General features: G+C 70.9%; 23 protein-coding genes. 17 read left to right on the forward strand and 6 right to left on the reverse strand.

The features are described 5' to 3' along the window. Nucleotides 1-81 precede the first annotated feature (81 nt). The 3 genes from dnaJ to ABZ808_RS10465 all read left to right on the forward strand — a co-directional run bounded on the left by dnaJ (nucleotide 82) and on the right by ABZ808_RS10465 (nucleotide 2090). Nucleotides 82-1269: a molecular chaperone DnaJ gene (dnaJ, locus tag ABZ808_RS10455; RefSeq protein ID WP_357003472.1), complete on the forward strand. Its 1188-nt coding sequence runs from the start codon at nucleotides 82-84 to the stop codon at nucleotides 1267-1269. Between the two features lie 30 nt (nucleotides 1270-1299). After that, nucleotides 1300-1740: a helix-turn-helix transcriptional regulator gene (locus tag ABZ808_RS10460; protein WP_357003474.1), complete on the forward strand. Its 441-nt coding sequence runs from the start codon at nucleotides 1300-1302 to the stop codon at nucleotides 1738-1740. 137 nt (nucleotides 1741-1877) lie between these two features. Continuing rightward, entirely contained in the window at nucleotides 1878-2090 is a 213-nt protein-coding gene (locus ABZ808_RS10465; RefSeq protein ID WP_357003476.1) for a hypothetical protein, read from the forward strand. A 324-nt stretch (nucleotides 2091-2414) separates the two neighbouring features. On the opposite strand, the gene ABZ808_RS10470 is transcribed toward ABZ808_RS10465, so the two are convergent. From ABZ808_RS10470 to ABZ808_RS10485, 4 genes are all read right to left on the reverse strand, one after another. Beyond that, nucleotides 2415-2846 (reverse strand): hypothetical protein, encoded by a 432-nt coding sequence (locus ABZ808_RS10470; RefSeq protein ID WP_357003478.1) that lies wholly within the window; start codon nucleotides 2844-2846, stop codon nucleotides 2415-2417. 207 nt (nucleotides 2847-3053) lie between these two features. Further along, complete coding sequence (locus ABZ808_RS10475; RefSeq protein ID WP_357003480.1) at nucleotides 3054-4259, reverse strand: cation:proton antiporter; 1206 nt, start codon at nucleotides 4257-4259, stop codon at nucleotides 3054-3056. Nucleotides 4260-4264: 5 nt separating this feature from the next. Further along, nucleotides 4265-4765: a TrkA C-terminal domain-containing protein gene (locus ABZ808_RS10480; protein WP_357003482.1), complete on the reverse strand. Its 501-nt coding sequence runs from the start codon at nucleotides 4763-4765 to the stop codon at nucleotides 4265-4267. 107 nt (nucleotides 4766-4872) lie between these two features. Further along, nucleotides 4873-5001: a hypothetical protein gene (locus tag ABZ808_RS10485; RefSeq protein WP_357003484.1), complete on the reverse strand. Its 129-nt coding sequence runs from the start codon at nucleotides 4999-5001 to the stop codon at nucleotides 4873-4875. Nucleotides 5002-5077: 76 nt separating this feature from the next. On the opposite strand from ABZ808_RS10485, the gene clpB reads away from it, so the two are divergent. From clpB to ABZ808_RS10555, 14 genes are all read left to right on the forward strand, one after another. Beyond that, entirely contained in the window at nucleotides 5078-7669 is a 2592-nt protein-coding gene (gene clpB / locus ABZ808_RS10490; RefSeq protein WP_357003486.1) for an ATP-dependent chaperone ClpB, read from the forward strand. 152 nt (nucleotides 7670-7821) lie between these two features. Further along, nucleotides 7822-8457 (forward strand): DUF4178 domain-containing protein, encoded by a 636-nt coding sequence (locus ABZ808_RS10495; protein ID WP_357003488.1) that lies wholly within the window; start codon nucleotides 7822-7824, stop codon nucleotides 8455-8457. A 1-nt stretch (nucleotide 8458) separates the two neighbouring features. Continuing rightward, complete coding sequence (locus ABZ808_RS10500; protein ID WP_357003490.1) at nucleotides 8459-8971, forward strand: DUF2617 family protein; 513 nt, start codon at nucleotides 8459-8461, stop codon at nucleotides 8969-8971. Continuing rightward, complete coding sequence (locus tag ABZ808_RS10505; protein ID WP_357003492.1) at nucleotides 8968-9393, forward strand: DUF4247 domain-containing protein; 426 nt, start codon at nucleotides 8968-8970, stop codon at nucleotides 9391-9393. The genes ABZ808_RS10500 and ABZ808_RS10505 overlap by 4 nt, the downstream gene beginning before the upstream one ends. Before the next feature lie 33 nt (nucleotides 9394-9426). Further along, nucleotides 9427-9849, forward strand: a complete 423-nt coding sequence (locus ABZ808_RS10510; RefSeq protein ID WP_357003494.1) for a DUF350 domain-containing protein — start codon at nucleotides 9427-9429, stop codon at nucleotides 9847-9849. Nucleotides 9850-9874: 25 nt separating this feature from the next. Beyond that, entirely contained in the window at nucleotides 9875-11467 is a 1593-nt protein-coding gene (locus tag ABZ808_RS10515; RefSeq protein WP_357003496.1) for a polyamine aminopropyltransferase, read from the forward strand. 79 nt (nucleotides 11468-11546) lie between these two features. Beyond that, a complete protein-coding gene (locus tag ABZ808_RS10520; protein ID WP_357003498.1) occupies nucleotides 11547-11927 on the forward strand; it encodes a hypothetical protein in 381 nt (126 codons plus the stop codon). A 69-nt stretch (nucleotides 11928-11996) separates the two neighbouring features. Beyond that, on the forward strand, nucleotides 11997-12887 hold the full coding sequence (locus ABZ808_RS10525; protein WP_357003500.1) for a hypothetical protein: 891 nt from the start codon (nucleotides 11997-11999) through the stop codon (nucleotides 12885-12887). Between the two features lie 78 nt (nucleotides 12888-12965). Beyond that, nucleotides 12966-13565 (forward strand): DUF4178 domain-containing protein, encoded by a 600-nt coding sequence (locus tag ABZ808_RS10530; protein ID WP_357003502.1) that lies wholly within the window; start codon nucleotides 12966-12968, stop codon nucleotides 13563-13565. A 92-nt stretch (nucleotides 13566-13657) separates the two neighbouring features. After that, nucleotides 13658-14518 carry a hypothetical protein gene (locus ABZ808_RS10535; protein WP_357003504.1) on the forward strand — a complete coding sequence of 287 codons (861 nt, stop codon included), beginning with the start codon at nucleotides 13658-13660 and terminating at the stop codon, nucleotides 14516-14518. A 72-nt stretch (nucleotides 14519-14590) separates the two neighbouring features. Next, complete coding sequence (locus ABZ808_RS10540) at nucleotides 14591-15241, forward strand: hypothetical protein (protein ID WP_357003505.1); 651 nt, start codon at nucleotides 14591-14593, stop codon at nucleotides 15239-15241. Nucleotides 15242-15250: 9 nt separating this feature from the next. Further along, nucleotides 15251-16060: an SDR family NAD(P)-dependent oxidoreductase gene (locus ABZ808_RS10545; protein WP_357003507.1), complete on the forward strand. Its 810-nt coding sequence runs from the start codon at nucleotides 15251-15253 to the stop codon at nucleotides 16058-16060. A gap of 168 nt (nucleotides 16061-16228) precedes the next feature. After that, entirely contained in the window at nucleotides 16229-16768 is a 540-nt protein-coding gene (pyrE, locus tag ABZ808_RS10550) for an orotate phosphoribosyltransferase (protein WP_357003509.1), read from the forward strand. Nucleotides 16769-16825: 57 nt separating this feature from the next. Then, nucleotides 16826-17203 (forward strand): metalloregulator ArsR/SmtB family transcription factor, encoded by a 378-nt coding sequence (locus ABZ808_RS10555; RefSeq protein ID WP_357003511.1) that lies wholly within the window; start codon nucleotides 16826-16828, stop codon nucleotides 17201-17203. Between the two features lie 73 nt (nucleotides 17204-17276). On the opposite strand, the gene ABZ808_RS10560 is transcribed toward ABZ808_RS10555, so the two are convergent. Together ABZ808_RS10560 and ABZ808_RS10565 are read right to left on the reverse strand one after the other, a co-directional pair. After that, nucleotides 17277-17990, reverse strand: a complete 714-nt coding sequence (locus ABZ808_RS10560; RefSeq protein WP_357003513.1) for a VTT domain-containing protein — start codon at nucleotides 17988-17990, stop codon at nucleotides 17277-17279. A 208-nt stretch (nucleotides 17991-18198) separates the two neighbouring features. Then, entirely contained in the window at nucleotides 18199-19752 is a 1554-nt protein-coding gene (locus ABZ808_RS10565; RefSeq protein ID WP_357003515.1) for an LPXTG cell wall anchor domain-containing protein, read from the reverse strand. Nucleotides 19753-19859 lie beyond the last annotated feature (107 nt).

Consider the following 19859-nt stretch of genomic DNA (forward strand, 5'->3'; position numbering starts at 1 on the left):
AGACGGTGACCGGGCCGTCCCGTCCCCCGCACGGCGGAGGGCGGGACGGCCGGGCCACGACGGTCGGAAGGGGGTGAACCGGTGAGTTCGAAGGACTGGATCGAGAAGGACTTCTACGCCGTGCTCGGCGTGGACAAGGCCGCCTCCGCGGACGACATCAAGAAGACGTACCGCAAACTGGCCCGGGAATCGCATCCGGATCACAATCCGGGCGACCCGAAGGCCGAGGAGCGGTTCAAGGCCGTGTCCGAGGCGTACAACGTGTTGTCGGACGCCGGCCGTCGCCGGGAGTACGACGAGATGCGCTCCCTGTTCGGCTCGGGCGCCTTCCGGCGCAACGCCCGCGGCCCCGGGCAATCGGGCGGCATGCCGTTCGACGTCTCCGACCTGTTCAACGGCGGCGCGGGCGGTGGCGGCGACCGTCGCTTCGGCGGTGCCGGCTTCCAGGACCTGTTCAGTTCGATCTTCTCGGGCGGGCAGGCCGGCGGGCAGGCCGCTCCGCGTGGTCCGGCCCGTGGTCGGGACGTGGAGGCCGAGGTGGCTCTCGACTTCGACGACGCGGTCCGCGGGGTGACCCTGCCACTGACGCTGCGCGCTCCGGGTGTCTGCGACACCTGCCACGGCAACGGCGCCAAGCCCGGCACCCAGCCGCGTACCTGCCCGGTGTGCCACGGCGCCGGCGTGACCACCCGCGACCAGGGGTCGTTCAGCTTCTCCGAGCCGTGCCGCAACTGTCAGGGTGTCGGCACCGTGGTCGAGGAGAAGTGCCCGGAGTGCCACGGCAGCGGTGGCGTCACCAAGACCCGCACGCTGAACGTGCGCTTCCCGGCGGGAGTCGCCGATGGTCAGCGCATCCGGCTGGCCGGGCGCGGTGAGCCGGGCGAGCGCGGCGGCCCGGCCGGTGACCTGTTCGTACACGTCAAGGTTCGGCCGGACGACCTGTTCGGGCGTACCGGAGACGACCTGACGTTGACCGTGCCGATCACCTTCGCGGAGGCCGTGCTCGGCACGGACCTGAGGGTGCCCACGCTCGACGGCGCGGTGACCCTGCGGGTTCCGCCGGGCACGCCGAGCGGGCGGGTGCTGCGGGCCCGGGGCAAGGGTGTGGTCCGCCGTGACGGGCAGGCCGGCGACCTGCTGGTCACGCTGGAGGTGGTGGTGCCGGCCCGTCTGTCGGACGAGGCACGGACGGCACTGGAGGCGTTCGCCGAGCAGAGTCCGTCGGCGGCGCGAGAACATCTCGACGCCCGGGTGCGTCGGGTCAGCTAGTCCGGTGGGATGGACGCGGAGGTGAGCGGGATGTCGGGCGAATTCCTCGGTTCGGGTGACCCGGCCTACGAGGCCAAGGTGCTCATGATCTCGGTCGCGGCACGGATGGCGGGAATGCATCCGCAGACCCTGCGCCAGTACGACCGGCTGGGGCTGGTGCAGCCGGGTCGAGCCGCTGGCGGCGGACGCCGGTACAGCGTTCGTGACGTGGTGCTGCTGCGCGAGGTGCAGCGGCTCAGTCAGGACGAAGGGGTCAACCTGGCCGGGGTCAAGCGGATCATCGGGCTGGAGCGACTGCTGGAGCAGGCGCAGCAGCGGGCGGCCCGGCTGGAGGCGGAGCTGGACGCCGCGTACCGCCGGGTGGCCGAACTGGAGTCGCTGGCCCGCTTTCCGGGCCGTGACCTGGTGCCGACCAACCGCACGTCCACCGCGCTGGTGGTGTGGCGCCCCCGCCGTACGCCGGACCGCTGATTCGCAGCTCACCCTTCGTCGTTTCCTCGGCCCGGCCCGCGTCGGTTTTCCGGCGGAGGCCGGGCCGTTTCGTTAGCCTGTCAATACGGGTCCTACCGCCTCAATTCGGGCCTGTCGGCGCGGTGCGAGGGGGAGCGATGTCGGAGCCGGCGAAGAAGGTGGCGCAGCAGACGGAGGACCGGCTGGAACACCTGGCCGACACCGTCCGCGAGAAGTTCGACAAGGTGACCGAGGGCAGCTTCCGGGACCGGGTCGTCGAGGGGCGGTTCGCCGACCACGGCGACTCCGGGGACCACGGTGACCGCAGCGCCGACCAGGGCCGTGCTGAGCCCGAGCGGAAGCAGGACTGACCGGTAACCGACGTGCGGGCCGGGACCCACGGGGGGTCCCGGCCCGTTCGCCGTCCGGCCGCCTGCCTCGCGGTGGAGGTCCGGGTCCGTCTTACGGGCCCTTTGGAGTTGAATCGTTTACGACATCAAGCGGCGCCCAACTCCGTGGCCCATGGACCGCCGGTGCGCGCGCCGGGGGCGACGGGCCGTGAATCGTTTGCGACATCAGCTCCATAGGGCCCACGAAGTGATAGCCCCGGTCGGGGCGGCCACGCCGCTACCGCCGCCGGCACCATCCGGCGACGCGATTCGGCCCCTTGGCGGCGGTCGGCCACCCGGAGCGCGTCAGCCGAGGCGACGGTTCTCGCGGACCAGGCCGCCCTCGCACCAGTCCCGATAGACGAAGAGATCCGGTCGGGCGAGCAGCACCCGGCCGTTGTACGCCCAGATCCTCATCAGTTCGTCGCCGTCACGCTCGGCCTGCTCGACCAGTTTACGAAAGCGCCGCTTGGGGTGGGCGCGGAAGTTCGTCCGGATGCCGTCGGCGGCGTAGATGTAGAGGCAGTGCAGCGCGAAGCGTCGCGCCGGGCAGGTCGGGTCCATCGCCAGGTCGAAGAGCGTCAGCACCAGCCGGTCACCGGAGACGAGGAGATCCCAGTCGGGTGGCATGGAGGCCAGCGGCACCGAATCGGGCTGGAATGCCCAAGCTCGCAACTCCGCCGGAGTCGGATCGACGGGGTTGGCAAAGCCGTGGAACGTCGACTCCTGCACGCTCACCGGCCAACCTTCCGCTCTCGCCCGCGTTGGCACTGGCCACCCGCGGACCGTGGCTGCTGGGGCGAAACGGTAACCTGCCGCCCGGTTGCTGCGGTAGTACCCGCAGGGCGCAATTCGGCAACCGTCGGTTGGGCCGGACCGAAAGGATGATCTGCTGACCGGCCGCCGCTGCGGTGCCGATCGGCGGCACGACAACGGCGGCGAACGTCAGTCGTGAATGGGAATCGGTGCGCTCCGTTGAATCAACGCGCGGTTGCGCAGCCACCGCTTGAACCACTGGAAGTCCGGCAGCCGGGCCAGCATCGGCCCGGTCACCACGGTGATCAGGACGTACGCCGTGGCGAGCGCCGCCAGCCGCGGCTCGACGCTGCCGGCGGCCACCGCGAGCCCGGCGATGACGATGGAGAACTCCCCACGGGGTACGAGTGCCAGGCCGGCCCGCCAGCGACCGGGCTCGCCGATGCCGACCCGGCGGGCCGCGAGGTAGCCGGTGAGCGTCTTCGTCGCCATGGTGATCACGGCCAACGCCAGCGCCGGCAGCAGCACCGGCGGGATGTCCCGTGGGTCGGTGACCAGGCCGAAGAAGACGAAGAACACCGCGGCGAACAGGTCCCGCAGCGGAGAGAGCATCTCGGTGGCGTGGTGCGCCACCGGGCCGGAGAGCGCGATGCCGACCAGGAACGCGCCGACCGCCGCCGACACCTGGAGTTTCGCCGCGACGCCCGCGATCAGCAGAGTCAGCCCGAGTACGCCGAGCAGCAGCGCCTCCGGGTCCTTCGCCGACAGCGCGGCGGAGATCAGGTGGCCGTACCGGATGGCGACGACCAGCACCAGCAGGACGGTGCCCACCGCGACGGCGAGGGCGATGCCGCCGCCGATCAGGCCGGTGCCGGCCAGTACGGCGGTGACCAGCGGCAGGTAGAGCGCCATCGCCAGGTCTTCGATGACCAGGACCGAGAGGATCACCGGGGTTTCCCGGTTACCGAGCCGGCCCAGGTCGCCGAGGACCTTGGCGATCACGCCGGAGGAGGAGACCCAGGTGATGCCGCCGAGCACCAGGGCGGCCACCCAGTCCCAACCGAGCAGCAGGGCGAACGCCGCGCCGGGCAGCGCGTTGAGCACCCCGTCGATCAGGCCGGCTGGAGCAGCCGAGCGGAGGTTGCCGACGAGTTCGTTGGCCGAGTACTCCAGGCCGAGCATGACCAGCAGCAGGATGACGCCGATCTCGGCGCCGACAGCGAAGAACTCCTCGCTGGCGTCGAGCGGCAGCAGCCCGCCGTGCCCGAAGGCGAGGCCGGCTAGGAGGTAGAGCGGGATGGGTGAGAGGCCCACCCTGCGGCTGAGTCGCCCGAGAATCCCGAGCAGTAGCAGCAGTGCGCCGACTTCGACGAGCAGTGTTGTGGAATCGTGCATCCGCCTCAGCCGTCCGGGTCACTGTCGGCGAGGATGGCGGACACGCCGTCGAGCCCCTTGCGGGTCCCGACAACGACCACCACGTCACCGGCTGCGAAGCGGAAGGTGGGAAGCGGCGAGACGATGACTTCGCCGTCGCGCAGCACCGCCACGATGGAGGCGCTGGTGCGGGTACGCGCCTTCGTGTCACCGAGCATCCGGTTGACGTACCGCGACGCGGCCGGGATCGCGATCTGCTCGGTGAGCAGGCCGGCGGCCTGGTCGCGCAGCCCGGAGAGCTGACCGAGCATCAGCGACGCGCCGAGGATGTCGGCCAGTGCCTCCGCCTCGTCATCGGTCAGCGGGATGTCCGCCTGACAGGAGTCGGGATCGTCCGGGTCGTAGAGGACAAGATCACGACGGCCGTTTCGGTGGGAAACGACACCCAGGCGGCGTCCAGACTCCGTCACCAGATCATGACGTACGCCGATGCCCGGCAGGGCGGTCTGCTCGACACGTACTCGCACCGGCCAAGGCTACCGCGCCATATCCAGAGAGCAGATCTTGGATGGATCGGGGGAAACACGCTGGTGCCCGCCCCGGCGCGAAACAGGGCGGGCACCCGAGGGTCGGGTCAGCGCAGACTGGCGAAGAACTCGCTGATGTCGGTGGTCAGTGCCGGACGTCGACCCGCTACCGGGTCCGCCCCCGGCGGCCGGGGAGTTCGACTGGCGGTGGCGTCGCCGGGAGTGATGGGCGTCATAGCGCTAAGGTTGAGCGGAATACGCTCAACTCTGGTTGTGTCCAACCCAATGGACAACGCCGATCCGGGGGAGCCCATGAACACCGAACGCCTCACCACCAAGAGCCGCGAAGCCATCACCGGCGCCGTCGCGCTGGCGAACCAGCGCGGCCACGCCACCGTCGAGCCCTGGCACCTGCTGCTGTCCCTGCTGGACACCGACGGCTCGACCGCCACCGGCCTGCTGCGCGCCGTCGGGGCCGACCCCGCCGAGCTGCGCCGGGCCGCCCAACGAGCGGTCGACGGCCTGCCGGCCGCGCGGGGCTCCAGCATCGCCGAGCCGACGTTGGCGCGGGAGTTCGTCAACGCCATCGGCGCCGCCGAGCAGATCGCCCGTCCGCTGGGCGACGAGTACACCTCGACCGAGCACCTGCTCGCCGGCCTCGCCCGGGTCGGCGGTGCGGTGGCCAACGCGCTGAAGTCCGCCGGTGTCACCGAGGAGACGCTGGTCGCCGCCTTCCCGACCGTTCGGGGCGGAGACCGGCGGGTCACCACGGCCGACCCGGAGCAGACCTACCAGGCCCTCGCGAAGTACGGCGTCGATCTGACCGCCAGCGCCCGCGACGGCAAGATCGACCCGGTGATCGGCCGGGACTCGGAGATCCGCCGGGTCATCCAGGTGCTCTCCCGGCGTACCAAGAACAACCCGGTGCTGATCGGCGAGCCCGGTGTCGGCAAGACCGCGATCGTCGAGGGCCTGGCCCAGCGGATCGTGGCCGGCGACGTCCCCGAGTCGCTGCGCGACAAGAAGCTGGTCTCGCTGGACCTCGGCGCGATGGTCGCCGGGGCCCAGTACCGCGGCCAGTTCGAGGAGCGGCTGAAGTCCGTCCTGGAGGAGATCAAGAACTCCAACGGGCAGGTCATCACGTTCCTCGACGAGCTGCACACCGTCGTCGGCGCCGGCAAGGGCGAGGGCTCGATGGACGCCGGCAACATGCTCAAGCCCATGCTGGCCCGCGGCGAGCTGCGGATGGTCGGCGCGACGACGCTGGACGAGTACCGCGAGCACATCGAGAAGGACCCGGCGTTGGAGCGCCGCTTCCAGCCGGTGGTGGTCGGCGAGCCGACCATCGAGGACACCATCGGCATCCTGCGCGGGCTCAAGGAGCGCTACGAGGTGCACCACGGCGTCCGGATCACTGACGCCGCGCTGGTCGCCGCAGCGTCGCTGTCGGACCGCTACATCACCGACCGGTTCCTGCCGGACAAGGCGATCGACCTGGTCGACGAGTCCGCGTCCCGGCTCCGGATGGAGATCGACTCCCGGCCGGTCGAGGTGGACGAGATCGAGCGGGCGGTCCGCCGACTGGAGATCGAGGAGATGGCGCTGGCCAAGGAGCCGGACGCCGCCTCGGCCGAGCGGTTGGCCCGGCTGCGCCAGGAGCTGGCCGACAAGCGTGAGCAGCTCACCGTGCTCTCCGAGCGCTGGCAGACCGAGAAGAGCCACATCACCAAGCTCTCCACCGCCAAGGAGGAGTTGGAGCGCCTGGGCGGCGAGGCCGAGCGGGCCGAGCGCGACGGCGAGTTGGAGCGGGCCGCCGAGCTGCGCTACGGCCGGATCCCCGCCCTCAAGGTCGAGCTGAAGCAGGCCGAGGAGGAGTTGGCCCAGCTCCAGGCCGACGGCGCGATGCTCAAGGAGGAGGTCGGCGCGGACGACATCGCCGCCGTGGTCGCCTCCTGGACGGGCATCCCGGCCGGTCGCCTCCTGGAAGGCGAGACGGCCAAGCTGCTCCGGATGGAGGAGTCGCTGGGCAGTCGCGTGGTCGGCCAGGTTGAGGCGGTCGGCGCGGTCTCCGACGCGGTCCGTCGCGCACGGGCCGGAGTCGCCGACCCCGACCGCCCGACCGGCAGCTTCCTCTTCCTCGGGCCGACCGGTGTCGGCAAGACCGAACTGGCCAAGGCTCTCGCCGAGTTCCTCTTCGACGACGAGCGGGCGATGGTCCGCATCGACATGAGCGAGTACGGCGAGAAGCACTCCGTCGCCCGCCTCGTCGGCGCCCCGCCCGGCTACGTCGGCTACGAGGAGGGCGGGCAGCTCACCGAGGCGGTGCGTCGCCGGCCGTACTCGGTGATCCTGCTGGACGAGGTGGAGAAGGCCCACCCGGACGTCTTCGACGTGCTGCTCCAGGTGCTCGACGACGGTCGGCTCACCGACGGTCAGGGCCGGACGGTGGACTTCCGCAACGCGATCCTGATCCTCACCTCCAACCTCGGGTCGTCGGTGATCAGCGACCTGATGCTGGCCGAGGAGGAGCGCCGCGAGGGTGTCCTCGCGGTGGTCCGCTCGCACTTCAAGCCGGAGTTCCTCAACCGTCTCGACGACATCGTGGTCTTCGCCGCGCTGCGCGGGGACGACCTGCGCTCCATCGTGGACATCCAGCTCGACCGGATGCGCAAGCGTCTCGCCGACCGCCGATTGGCGCTGGACATCACCGAGCCTGCCCGTCAGTGGCTCGCCGAGCACGGCTACGACCCGATCTACGGCGCCCGCCCTCTGCGTCGCCTGGTCCAGACCGCGATCGGTGACCAACTCGCCAAGGCCCTGCTGTCCGGCACCATCCGCGACGGCGACACGGTCAAGGTCGACCTAGCCGACGCCAAGGAGGGGCTGACCGTCACCGCCGGCTGATCCGTCGCGCCTCCGGGCCGACCCCGCAGGGGGTCGGCCCGGCCGTCCACCGGGACACGCGGTAGTCGGCCCATCACCCGAGAGTGCACGAGTTTCACCAGGTGCGCGAGGTTGTTACCGTCACCGCCGACGCACTTGGGGAGGTGGTCGGGGTGAACGGTTCCGTGGCGTACCTGATGACGACGCTGGGGTGTCTGGTCGGCGTCGCCGGGGTCGTGGTGGCGGTGGTGGCCCTGCGCAAGGGCCGCAAGGCCGCCCGGCCGGCCGCACCGACGGCACCCGTGGACCCGTTCCGCGACTCCGACTCCGACGCGCTGCGCGGCGACCCGCGCAGACTCAAGCCCGGCGACATCGTCGAGATCCGCCGCGTGTCGTACGCGGTCCGCGGCTCGGTGCACCTCAGCGAGGGCGGCTGGAGCTGGGCCGAGCACCTGCTGGACACCGTCGACGGCGACAAGCGTTGGCTCTCCGTGGAGGAGGACCCCGACCTGGAGTTGGTGCTCTGGACGGCCGAGCCGGCCGCGACGATCACCCCGGGCGCGTCCACCCTCGACTTCGCCGGCCGCCGCTATGCCACGGAGGAATCCGGCCAGGCCCGCTACACGGCCACCGGCAGCACCGGCCTCGACCCCACCGGCACCGTCCGCTACCACGACTACCGGGCCTCCAGCGGTGAGCGGCTCTCCTTCGAGGCGTACGGCCAGGCCGGCTGGGAGGTTGCCCGGGGCGAGCAGCTGCACCGTGCCGACGTCATGGTGTACCCGCAGGCCGGACCGGGAGCCACCTGACGTGTTGGTCAGTCTCGACACCCCGTACGTCGACACCTGCGCGGCGGACCTGAGCCTGGCACTCGGTGGCCCGGAACGCCCCGCGCTGCACGTTCGTGACCTCACGCTTCCCGGCGACATCCGGGTACGACTGCGCCTGCTCGGCGCGTCCCACCAGGTCGTGCTGACCGCCCCCGCTGGTGGCGACGGGCTCACCGAGACGGTCGCCTGCCTGCCCGGCCGGCCGCCGCACCTGCCCGGCGTCCTGCACGACGAGGCGGGCGGCTACCGGTTCACCGCCACCGTGCTGCGCCCCGCAGACGGTGAGTTGCACGACCGGATCGCCGCGCTCCGCGCCGACCTGGCCGACGCCCCGTACGCCCTGGTCGGGGTCTTCCCCGGGGACCCGGACGCGGTCACCGCGTTGGCCGTACGCACCGACGCGCCGGACGGATCGGTCGGTTGGCGCACGTGGCACGCGTACCCCCAGACCAGCGAGTTGGTCCTGACCGAGACGGTGGTGGCACTGCGATGACGTACCGACGCTGGATCGTGGTGGGCATGGCGGTCGCCGTGGTCGGCGTGCTGGTCGCCGGCTTCGCGATCGTCAACGGCACCTTCTCGCCCCGCGACTACGTGCAGGACAGGTACACCCGGGCGGCCAGCCGGGACATCGGCAGGCAGGCGGTCGCGTACACCTCGTCGAAGTCGCCTACCCAGGTCGCCAATGACCTGACCGACGCGTGGCGGCCGGCCGACCGGTACGTCGACGGCAGCGGCGTGTACCTGCGCTACGACGACGACTCGGTGGTGATCCTGCCGATTGCCGCCGGCTCGGTGATCCTGCTGGAGAACATGAGCACCGCCTACCCCCGCTACCACTCGATCGTCGGGTCGTACTGGGGCTGGGGACGCGGCAGCACCGTCCGGGGCGGCGGCCCCGGCAGCGGCAAGTAGCCCGACGACCGACCCCTCACCCTGGAGCCCCCTGTGCAGAACCTCGTCACCGATCTGCTGGTCACCCTCGCCTTCGGGGTGGTCGGTGTCGTCCTGATGGGCGTCGGCTACGGGCTGGTCGACCTGGCCACGCCCGGCAAGCTTCACGAACTGATCTGGACCGAGCGCAACCGCAACGCGGCGCTGCTGCTCACCTCGAACCTGCTCGGCGTCGGCATCATCGTGGTCGCGGCGATCGTCGCCAGCGACAACGACTTCACCCTCGGCCTGGTCGGCGCGGCGGCGTACGGGATCGTCGGCCTGGTCATCATGGCCGCCGCGTTCCTGCTGCTCGACGCGGTGACCCCGGGCCGGCTCGGCGAGCTGCTGGTCGACCCGGAGCCGCACCCCGCCGTGTGGGTGTCGGCCGCGGTGCACCTGGCCACCGGTGCGATCATCGCCGCCGCGATCATCTGATGCCCGAACGTACCCGGAAAAGAGCGTGAGCACCGAGGCGCCGGCGGCGGTCGACGGCGGCTCCGAGGCACGGCCGCGCTGGCGGCTGGCCCGCGCGTCGGTGCTGCTGGCGGTCTTCGTCTGTGCCGCCTGCGGGCTGGCCTACGAGCTGGCCCTGGTCGCCCTCGGCAGTTACCTGATCGGCGACACGGTCGGCCAGGCGTCGATCGTGCTCGGCGTGATGGTCTTCGCGATGGGGATCGGCGCGCTGGTCGCCAAGCCGTTGCAGTCCCGAGCCGCCGCCGCGTTCGCGGTGATCGAGTTGACCCTCGCCCTGCTCGGTGGCCTGTCCGTGCTCGGCCTCTACGCCGCCTTCGCCTGGCTCGACCTGTACAGCCCGGCGCTGGTCGGCACCGCCTTCGTGCTGGGCCTGCTGATCGGCGCGGAGATCCCGCTGCTGATGGTGATGCTGCAACGCATCCGCGAGCAGGCCGCCGGCAGCGCCGTGGCCGACCTGTTCGCCGCCGACTACATCGGCGCGCTGCTCGGCGGACTCGCCTTCCCGTTCCTGTTGATCCCGGTCTTCGGCCAGCTCAAGGGTGCCCTGTTGGTCGGCGCGGTGAACGCCGTGGCCGGTGTCGCCCTGGTCTGCACGGTGTTCCGGGCGGAGCTGAGCCGTCGGGCGCGGCTCGTCATCGGCGCCGGCTCCGTCGTGGTCGCGCTCTGCCTGGGGTACGCGTGGGTGACCGCCGCCGACTTCGAGGTGAGCAGTCGGCAGCAGCTCTACCGGGACCCGGTGGTGCACGCCGAACGGTCCCGTTACCAGGAGATCGTGCTGACCCGGTCGGTGCGCGAGGTCGGCCACGCCGCCACCGACCTGCGGCTGTTCCTCAACGGTGACCTCCAGTTCAGCTCGGTCGACGAGTACCGCTACCACGAGGCGCTGGTGCATCCGGCGCTGCGCGGGTCGCGCGGTGAGGTGCTGGTTCTCGGTGCCGGCGACGGCCTCGCGGTCCGCGAGATCCTGCGCTACCCGGACGTGCGTCGGGTGACGGTGGTCGACCTCGATCCGGCGGTGGTGGCGCTGGCCCGCACCGAGCCGCAGTTGCGCGCCCTCAACGGCGGCGCGCTCGACGACCCCCGGGTACGGGTGCTGAACACCGACGCCTTCGGCTGGCTGCGTACCGCCGCCGAGCACTTCGACGTGGTGGTCGCCGACCTGCCGGACCCCGACGAGACGGCAACCGCCAAGCTCTACACGGTCGAGTTCTACACGCTGATCCGGTCGGTGCTCGCCGAGCAGGGGCGGCTGGTGGTGCAGTCCGGCTCGCCGTACTTCGCGCCCCGGTCGTACTGGTCGATCGAGGCGTCGCTGCGGGAGGCCGGCTTCGCCACCGTGCCGTACCACGTCGACGTGCCGTCCTTTGGCGACTGGGGGTTCCTGCTCGCCGCGCCGGGCACCGCCCCGCCGGTGCTGGAACTGCCGGCCGACGCGCCCCGGCTGCGTTTCCTCGACCCGGGGGTGCTGCGGGCGGCGGCCACCTTCCCCGCCGACCGTCCGCGCCTGAACGTGCCCGCCTCCACCCTGCTGCATCCCAGGGTCCTCGACTACGCCCGCGCGGAATGGCGCGGCTACTGACGCCGCCACTGTCCGCTGATGACGCAAAACCCCTTGATCAAGAGGGTGGAGTGGGGACGGGCGGGGAAAGGATGGGGGCATGTTCGGGATGCGAAAGGCGTGGGAGCGGGAGCTGGGCGCGGCCGTCGACGAGTTGCTGGAGGCTGACACGCTCGCCTTCGGCGGCACCGGCTTCGCCGGCACACTGCTGCCGGTGACCGAGGCGTACCTCCGGGTCGAGGCCGCGCACCGCGACCACCCCGAAGAGGTACGCCGCCAGATCGACCGACTGCTGGCCGAGGGCTCACCCGCCGGCCGGGCGTACGCGGCCACCCTGTTGGAGCGGATCGACCCGGCGGCGGCCCGAGCGGCCTGGACGTCTCTGCGGGGCGACTCCACCGAGTTCACCACGTTCGTCGGCTGCGTCATGGGGCGCTCCACCGTCGGCGACTACGCCACCCAGCGACTCGCCGCAGCATGATCCATTCGCCGATCGAGCCTGCCCGATCGGTGCTGCCCATCGACGGCCTTCCCCCGTACGTTGCGAGCCATGAGTTCGCCAGCCGCAGCGCCGCGTCCGCCCCGCCCCGGCACCGTCACCATCGCGTTCTGGCTGCAACTCGCCGCAGCGCTGATCCTGCTCGGCCTGGCCGCGATGGCGGTCGCCCAGGCGGTGCACTTCGATGGTCAGATCACTCGCGCGGCGGCACTGGTGCCCGACGCCGACCCGGCCGAGGTGAGCGGCGAACGCCAGAGCAACGTCGCGATGGCCCTGATCGTCGGCTTACCAGCCGTGCTGTTGGCGGGGTGGCTCGCGGCCACCGCCGGGCCGCTCCGCCGAGGCTCGAACATCGCGCGGATCCTGGTCTTCGTCGCCAGCGGTGCCCAGCTGCTGGTCTGCTTCGGCCAGTGCTGCTCCGGCTTGTTCGTGCCCATGCTGGTCGCCCCGGAAGTCGAGGCCCCGTCGTCGGCGGACTTCGACGAGGAATGGGAGACGTCGGAATTCTTCGACACGCTCTACTCCGGCAACGACCCCTTCGGCGAGCTGTTCTTCCCGGCGGCGGGGCTGACCGTGCTCGCCGTTCTCGCGCTCGTCGCGGCCGTGGTCCTGCTGCTGGCGTTGCCACCGGCCGCCGGATGGTTCGTGCCGCGGCCCGCAGCCGCCGACGCGCCGCCCTGGGAGTCACCGCCCCCCGGCTACGCCGCTCCCCAGTTCGTCCCGGCCGGCTACGGGTACCCGCCGATGCCGTTCGTGGCACCGGCCCCCGGCACGCCGGGCCTCCTCCCGCCGGGCCAGTACGTCCCGGCCGGATATCTGATCTGCCCGGACCCGGCGGCGCACCTGACACCCACCCCACCCGGGGATGAACCGCCCACCGGGGAGTCCACGGTGCCGCCGCCGACCACGCCCGGCGACACACCCGGTGCCGTCGGTAGCTGAGCTTTCGGTCACGACGCGACTCGCTCCGGTGCCGACGGTTGTTACCGTCTGCGCCGACGTACCTGGGGAGGTGGTCGGGTGGACGGGGCGCTTGCGTACCTGGTCGTGGCCATGGTCGTACTCATCATGGCCCTGCTCGTGATCGTCGTGCGGACCCGGCGGGCCGCGACCCGGTCCGGCGGCGCACCGCCGGACGTTCGGCCGGCGCGCGGCGGCGCGCACCGTCTGACCGCCGGCGACCGCGTGTGGATCGGCGAGCGAGAGTACGCCGTGAGCGGCACGATCCGCCTCGTCGAGGGGGACTGGAGTTGGTCGCAGTACCTCCTCGACGACGCCTCCGGTGCTGGCCATCGGCTCTCCGTGGAGGGTGTCGGCGGCACCGACCTGGAACTGGTGCTCTGGACCGCCGAGCCCGGCGCGACAGTCACCCCCGGCGCTCCGACCATCGAGCTCGGCGGGCGGCGGTACACCTGGTCCGAGACCGGGCAGGCGCGCTACACCGCCACCGGGGAGACCGGGCTGCGGTCGACCGGGACGATGCGCTACCACGACTACCAGTCGGATGGGACCGCCCGGCTCTCCTTTGAGGCGTACGGCGAAGAGGGCTGGCGGGTCGCCCGGGGTGACCTGCTCGACCCCGCCGACCTGGCGATTCGTCCCGGCAGGGAAGATCACTGAGTCCGACCCGACGGGCGCGGCGCGAGTCGCCCGGCATGCCAGAGTGGCTCACAGTCGATACGGTGTGGGCGCGATCTTAGGGAAGGAGAATCGTGGTCGATTCCCCCAGCACGCCGGCCCGCCAGCGGCCGTCCGTCGTGACGATTTCCAGCTACCTGCTCTACCTCTTCCTGGCGTGCCAGGTGATCAGTCTCATCCTCACCCTCTCCACCCTCGGCAAGACGCGCGACGTGCTCCGCGACGCGTACGCGGGCAGCACTGCCGAGGGCGCTGACCAGATTGCGGGCTTCTTCTACGCCTTCGGCCTCGGCAGCAGCATCATCGTGCTCCTGATCGCGGTCGCGTTGGGCGTCCTGGCCCTCTTCAACAACCAGGGCCGCAACGGTGCCCGGATCACCACCTGGATCGTCGGCGGCATCATGGTGTGCTGCGTGGGCGGCACCCTGCTCACCAGCGCGGCCGGCAGTTTCACCACCGCCGGCGGCACCAGCGGCGACATGCCCAGCGGCGAGGAGATCCAGCGCCGCCTCGACGAGGCGCTGCCCTCCTGGCTCACGCCGGTCAGCGTGCTGCTCGGCGTGATCAGCCTGCTCGCCCTGCTCGCGGCGCTGATCCTGCTGGCACTGCCGAAGGCCAACGAGTTCTTCCGCAAGGCCCCCGCGACCTGGGAGCCGCCGACCCCGGGCACCAGCTACCCGGGTTACCCGCAGGCGCCGGGTCAGCCGGGTTACCCGCAGGCTCCGGGTCAGCCGGGTTACCCGCAGGCTCCGGGTCAGCCGGGCTACCCGCAGGCTCCGGGTTACCCGTCGACCGGTCAGCCGGGCTACCCGTCGACGCCGGGCCAGGCACCCAGCTCGGACCAGCCGGGCACGCCGCCGCCGTCCAGCTCGGACCGACCGGACGACACGCCGCCGGCCGACCGCCCCGGGTCGACCCCGCCGTCGACGAGTTGATCGACCGATAAGCACGACGCCGACGATCCCTCCGAGTAGGTTGCAACCCGACGCCTACCGGAGGGATTCGTCGTGTCGTACCCCGAATCGGCACCGTTCCGCCGGCCCGCCGTGGTCGTGCTGGCCACGGCCGTGCTGCTGGTGATGGCGGTCGCCGCACTCGCGTACGCCGTCGTGGACCTGGCGGTGCTGGGCCGGACGGTCGACGCGTTCCGCCTCGCGGCCCGGGACACCTCGGCGAGCCCGCAGCAGATCGACGACGTGGTGACCCTGCTGCGCGCGTCGGCGGTGCTGTCGGCGGTGGTGGCCGCGCTCTCCGCCCCGGTGCTCGCGGGCCTCGCCCTCGGGCTGCTGGCCGGTCGCTCCGGCGCCCGGGTGGCCACCTGGGTGGTCTGTGGGCTCGGCCTGCTCGCCGGTTGTTGCAGCGTGGCGGTCCTCATCGGTGAGCGCTCCGCGCCGCTGCGGCTGGGTGCCGACGAGCGGGCCACCGCCGAGTTGCTGGGCCTGACCGGGGACGCGTACCCGTCCTGGTGGATCCCGCTCAACGGAGGGCTTTCGGTGGGGCAGGGCCTCGGTTACCTTGTGGTAGCAACGCTGCTGGCCCTGCCGGCGGCCAACGCCTGGTTCGGTCGACGCCGGCCAACCGCACCAACCGTGCCGTCCGCGCCACCCGGGTTCACGCCCGCCCCGCACCAGCCCGCGCCCCCGTACCCGCCCAGGTGAGGACCGCCCGTGACGCCCGATTCCACGACCGCTGAGCGACGGGCTCTGATCACCGGTGCCACGGCCGGCATCGGCGCGGCCTTCGTCCGGCGGCTGGCGGTCGACGGCTGGCACCTGGTGCTGGTCGCTCGCGACGCGGCTCGACTGGCCGAGTTGGCCGCGGAGTTGACGGCCCGGCACGGCCGCGAGGTGGAGACGCTCTCGGCCGACCTGTCCACCGATGACGGCTGCGCCACCGTCGAGCAGCGGCTCACCACCGGAAGTCCCGTGCACCTGCTGGTCAACAGCGCGGGCATCGGCCTGAACCAGTCGTTCCTGCGCTCCACTGCGGAGGACGAGGCACGCCTGCTGCGGCTCAACGTGCACGCGGTCATGCGGTTGACGCTGGCGGCGCTGCGCCCGATGACCAAAAGGCGGGACGGGGCAGTGATAAATGTCTCTTCCGTTGCTGGATTTGGCGCGGTGATGCCGGGGTCCACGTACTCGGCCAGCAAGGCGTGGGTCACCAACTTCAGCGAGTCCGTCGGGCAGTCGACGCGCCCATTCGGCGTCCCGGTGATGGCTCTCTGCCCCGGCTACACCCGCACAGAGTTTCACCAGCGGGCCGGCATCAACATGTCGAAGACCCCGAACTGGATGTGGCTGCGGGCCGAGGATGTCGTCGACGAAGCCCTACGTGACCTGCGGAAAGGCAAGTTGGTGAGCGTCCCGGCGTGGAAGTACAAGCTCGCTGTCGCCGGCCTGCGGCACGCGCCGCGCCGGCTCCTGCAGGTGGTCGCCCGGGACACCCGCGGCCGGATCGGCCGCGACGAGCACTGAGCTACCGGCGCCCGACGGCACCGTCGGCGCCGTTGTCGTACGTTGTCGCGCCGCCAGTGGGCCAGTTGCTGAGCGTAGTCGAACATCGCCAACCATCGGTCCCTCAGTGGCCTGATCAGGGTGGACCCCGCACACGGCGCTCAGACTTGCGCAGTAACCTCTATCGCCATGGGGGACCACGACGACCTGCGTAAATTCATTGCCGACCTGGCTGTTGTCCACGGACGGGTCGTGCTCTCATCGGGGCGCGAAGCAGACTGGTACGTCGATCTGCGGCGCGTCACGCTCCATCACCAGGCCGCTCCGTTGGTCGGCCGGGTGCTGCTCGACCTCACCGCCGACTGGGAGTACGAGGCCGTCGGTGGGCTCACCCTGGGCGCGGACCCTGTCGCGCTCTCGATGCTGCACGCCGCCGCTCCGGCCGGTCGGGCCCTGGACGCCTTTGTGGTGCGCAAGGCGGGCAAGGCGCACGGTCTGCAGCGGCGGATCGAGGGACCGGAGGTGGCTGGCCGCCGAGTGTTGGCGGTGGAGGATACGTCCACAACGGGCGGAAGTGTGTTGACCGCTGTCGAGGCTCTTCGCGAGGCCGGAGCCGAGGTCGTGGGCGTGGCGGTTATTGTTGATCGAGGCGCCGGCGACGCGGTGCGAGCCGCCGGATTGCCGTACAAGGCGGCCTATACGTTGGCTGACCTCGGCCTTGTGGCGTAAAAGTTTGCCGATTCGGATCTGCTGATATGCAGGCGGATCGATGCTGCTGGTGGAAGGATGGAATACGTGGGAACTGCGTTGGCCGAAATGACAATGCCTCAGATCTCGCCGCTCAACGGCGAGCCGATCGAACGTGCCGATGCCGAGCGTCTCGCCGGGGTCCTCAAGGCCCTTGCCGACCCTGCTCGACTGCGGCTGCTCAGCCTGATCCAGTCGGCCCCCGAGGGCGAGGCGTGCGTCTGTGACCTGACGGCGCCGCTTGGCCTCTCTCAGCCGACCGTCAGTCACCACCTGCGTATCCTCACCGAGGCCGGCTTGCTGGAGCGGGAGAAGCGCGGTGTCTGGGCGTACTACCGGCTGGTCCCGAGTGCGATCGCGACGATCGCCGACCTGCTGACCCCGCCGCGTAAGCGGGCCACCAAGAAGGCCCGCTGACCCGTACCGATCGTCCGGTGCAATCCTCCACCGGGGAAAGCACCGGACGGCCGGCCGGGCCGATCGCGACAGATCAGTACTTGCCGTAGTTCTCGCGGGTCTCCTTGATGGCCTCATCGGCTGCGGCGCGCTCCGCTGCGGTCGTGCCGCGCTTCGCTGCCATGCGAGCCCGGAGCAACTCGATCACGATCGGCACCACCGAGATCGCCACGATCGCGATCAGAATCAGCTCGATGTTCGCCTTGACGAACGGGAGCTGGCCGAGGAAATAGCCGAGCACCGTCACGCCGGTGCCCCAGAGCACCCCGCCGATGATGTTGTAAGTGACGAATGTGCGGTAGTTCATCCGGCTGACGCCGGCCACGATCGGCGTGAACGTCCGCACGATCGGCACGAAGCGGGCCAGCACGATGGAGCGCGCCCCGTACTTCTCGAAGAACTCGTGCGCCTTGATGACGTTCTCCTGCTTGAACAGCCGGGAGTTCGGACGGCGGAACAGCGCCGGGCCCACCTTCCGGCCGAATGCGTATCCCACCTGGTCCCCGGCGATCGCCGCGAGGGTGATCAGCAGGCAGACCAGCCAGAGCGGGTAGGTGATGTACTTCCCGTCGGCGGTCAGCAGGCCGGCCGTGAAGAGCAACGAGTCGCCAGGCAGGAAAAAGCCGATCAGCAGGCCGGACTCGGCGAAGACGATGACCAGAATGCCGAGCAGCCCGAATGACGAGATCAACACCTCCGGATCGAGCCAGTCCGGGCCCAGGGCCAGGGTCGTGATGGGCGTCGACACGAGGTGACCTCCGAATTGTGTACCGGTTTGGTGTGCGGTGAGTCGCCCGTGGCGACGGCACGACCGTAGTCTAGGTGGCCAGTCGATCCGCCCGGTGCTCGACGTCACAGTCGCGGTGGGCTCGGAGCCGCCCATTGGCAGCGCCTCCCGCACCCCCGGTGCCCCGCCGATCGGATGGTCGACGGGGCACCGGTGGTGCGGGGCAGGGTCAGGCGCTGAAGCGGGTGGTCCGACGCCTGGCGAGCAGGTAGCCGCCCACGCCGACAACGAGCAGCAGGGCGCCGAGGCCGGCGATCAGACCGGTGGAGGAGCCCGTGATGGGCAGCGAACCACCGTCACCGTCATCGCCACCCGCGCCGCCGCCCGAGACCGCGTTGACCACGATCAGGGCCCTGTCGTTGGCTGGCGTGATGTCCTCGGCGAAGCCGCCGCCACCGGGGCACTCGCACGGCGCGTTGACCCGCACCGCACCCCGGGCGTTGGAGATCACCTTGTCGATGCGCAGCCGGAACTCCATGGTGTAGGTCCTGCCGGCCACCAGCAGCATCTCCGAGCCGCACAGGTACGTTCGGGTGCCCTGTCGCAAGGTGCAACGGTCGGGGACCTCGACGGCGGTGGTGCCCGGCGGCAGTTCGACGTCCACGTGGGTGGCGGCCTCGTAGTCCTCGTTCACCTTGTCGAGCGTCGCCGGGCCGTTGTTCCGGAAGCCGACGGTTGCCGTGACGACGGCGCCGGCTCCGCCCTTGAGCGTGTCGCCGATCGCCGCGAGGTCGGTGCCGTTCGTTCCGGTGGTCTTGATGGTCCAGCCGGTGTAGTCGTAACCCGGGCCGATGTCGGTCTGGTCGGCCTGCCGCATCCTGTTGGGAGCTTCGGTGAGGGTCAGCTTCGGGCCGCCGCCGCGCGTGGCCGCGCGGGCGCCAGCCGCGTCCCGCACCCGGGTCAGGTCCTCGAAGTCGGCAGTGGTCATGAACTGGGCATAGCCGGACTGGTTGGACGGGGCGTAGGTGTCCTTGGCGAGTTCGAGGTTCAGCGTGGTGGCGAGGCCCTCGCCGACCGGGATCTCCTCGTCGAACTGGCAGGAGACCAGGTGGTCGTCGGAGTAGAGGCAGTTGCTGAACCGGTCCTTGGTGCGGATCGAGTAGGCAAGGTCGAAGACCGCGGCGAATCCCTTGACGATCTTGTCGCCGACGTTGGCCACGGCCAGCGGCACCGTGAACGTCCCGCCCGGCTTGGAGGCGTGGTCCGTGAACGGCCCGCCGGCCAGGTCGACCCCCTCGCCGACGCGTACGCGGGCGGTGTAGCTGCCCCGCCGCTCGTCGGCAGCCTGGAAGCTCACAGCGACGTCCCCCGAGTCGCCGAGCTGAGCATCTGCGGTGGCGGCGATGCGTACCTGCTTGGTCGCGTTGCGATAGACGCCGCTGCCGGGCGGCACCATCTCGTGCAGGACGACGTCGCTGGGTTCCGTGCAGACGAGAACGCCTGGCTCCGGGACGGCGCACTGCTGGCCGTCAGCGGGAGCAACGGTGATCGTGTTGGCGAGGGAGCGGTAGTCGTACCGCACGGAGACGTCGGTGAGAACCGTCGGCTCGTCGGAGTACAGGAACAGGTTGCGGGTGGTGGGTGCCGAGCCGACAGCCAGAGTGGCGTCCTGGAAGTAGGGCTCGGTCGCGGACGCCGCTGCGACGGCGGGGGTGGCGGACGCGGCGACCAACGCGCCTGCGACGCCGAGCCCGGCTAGCCAGCGGGTCGAATGCTTGAGCATGGGGGATCCTCCTGGGGGGATTCAGGTGGCGCCCGGTCAACCTAGTGAGAGCGCCGGCCCTTCCGCTTGCGCAATGCGATCGTTCCCTGTCTATCGACCCGAACGGC

This window comes from Micromonospora sp. NPDC047527 (assembly GCF_040643015.1).
Classification (GTDB): Bacteria; Actinomycetota; Actinomycetes; order Mycobacteriales; family Micromonosporaceae; genus Micromonospora.

Excerpts from the sequence above, each read along its gene's own strand:
- ABZ808_RS10460 (WP_357003474.1), top strand. The coding sequence starts at position 1,300 with ATGTCGGGCGAATTCCTCGGTTCGGGTGACCCGGCCTACGAGGCCAAG.
- ABZ808_RS10465 (WP_357003476.1), top strand. The coding sequence starts at position 1,878 with ATGTCGGAGCCGGCGAAGAAGGTGGCGCAGCAGACGGAGGACCGGCTG.
- ABZ808_RS10475 (WP_357003480.1), bottom strand. The coding sequence starts at position 4,259 with ATGCACGATTCCACAACACTGCTCGTCGAAGTCGGCGCACTGCTGCTA.
- ABZ808_RS10485 (WP_357003484.1), bottom strand. The coding sequence starts at position 5,001 with ATGACGCCCATCACTCCCGGCGACGCCACCGCCAGTCGAACTCCCCGG.
- clpB (WP_357003486.1), top strand. The coding sequence starts at position 5,078 with ATGAACACCGAACGCCTCACCACCAAGAGCCGCGAAGCCATCACCGGC.
- ABZ808_RS10505 (WP_357003492.1), top strand. The coding sequence starts at position 8,968 with ATGACGTACCGACGCTGGATCGTGGTGGGCATGGCGGTCGCCGTGGTC.
- ABZ808_RS10520 (WP_357003498.1), top strand. The coding sequence starts at position 11,547 with ATGTTCGGGATGCGAAAGGCGTGGGAGCGGGAGCTGGGCGCGGCCGTC.
- ABZ808_RS10525 (WP_357003500.1), top strand. The coding sequence starts at position 11,997 with ATGAGTTCGCCAGCCGCAGCGCCGCGTCCGCCCCGCCCCGGCACCGTC.
- pyrE (WP_357003509.1), top strand. The coding sequence starts at position 16,229 with ATGGGGGACCACGACGACCTGCGTAAATTCATTGCCGACCTGGCTGTT.
- ABZ808_RS10555 (WP_357003511.1), top strand. The coding sequence starts at position 16,826 with ATGGAATACGTGGGAACTGCGTTGGCCGAAATGACAATGCCTCAGATC.
- ABZ808_RS10565 (WP_357003515.1), bottom strand. The coding sequence starts at position 19,752 with ATGCTCAAGCATTCGACCCGCTGGCTAGCCGGGCTCGGCGTCGCAGGC.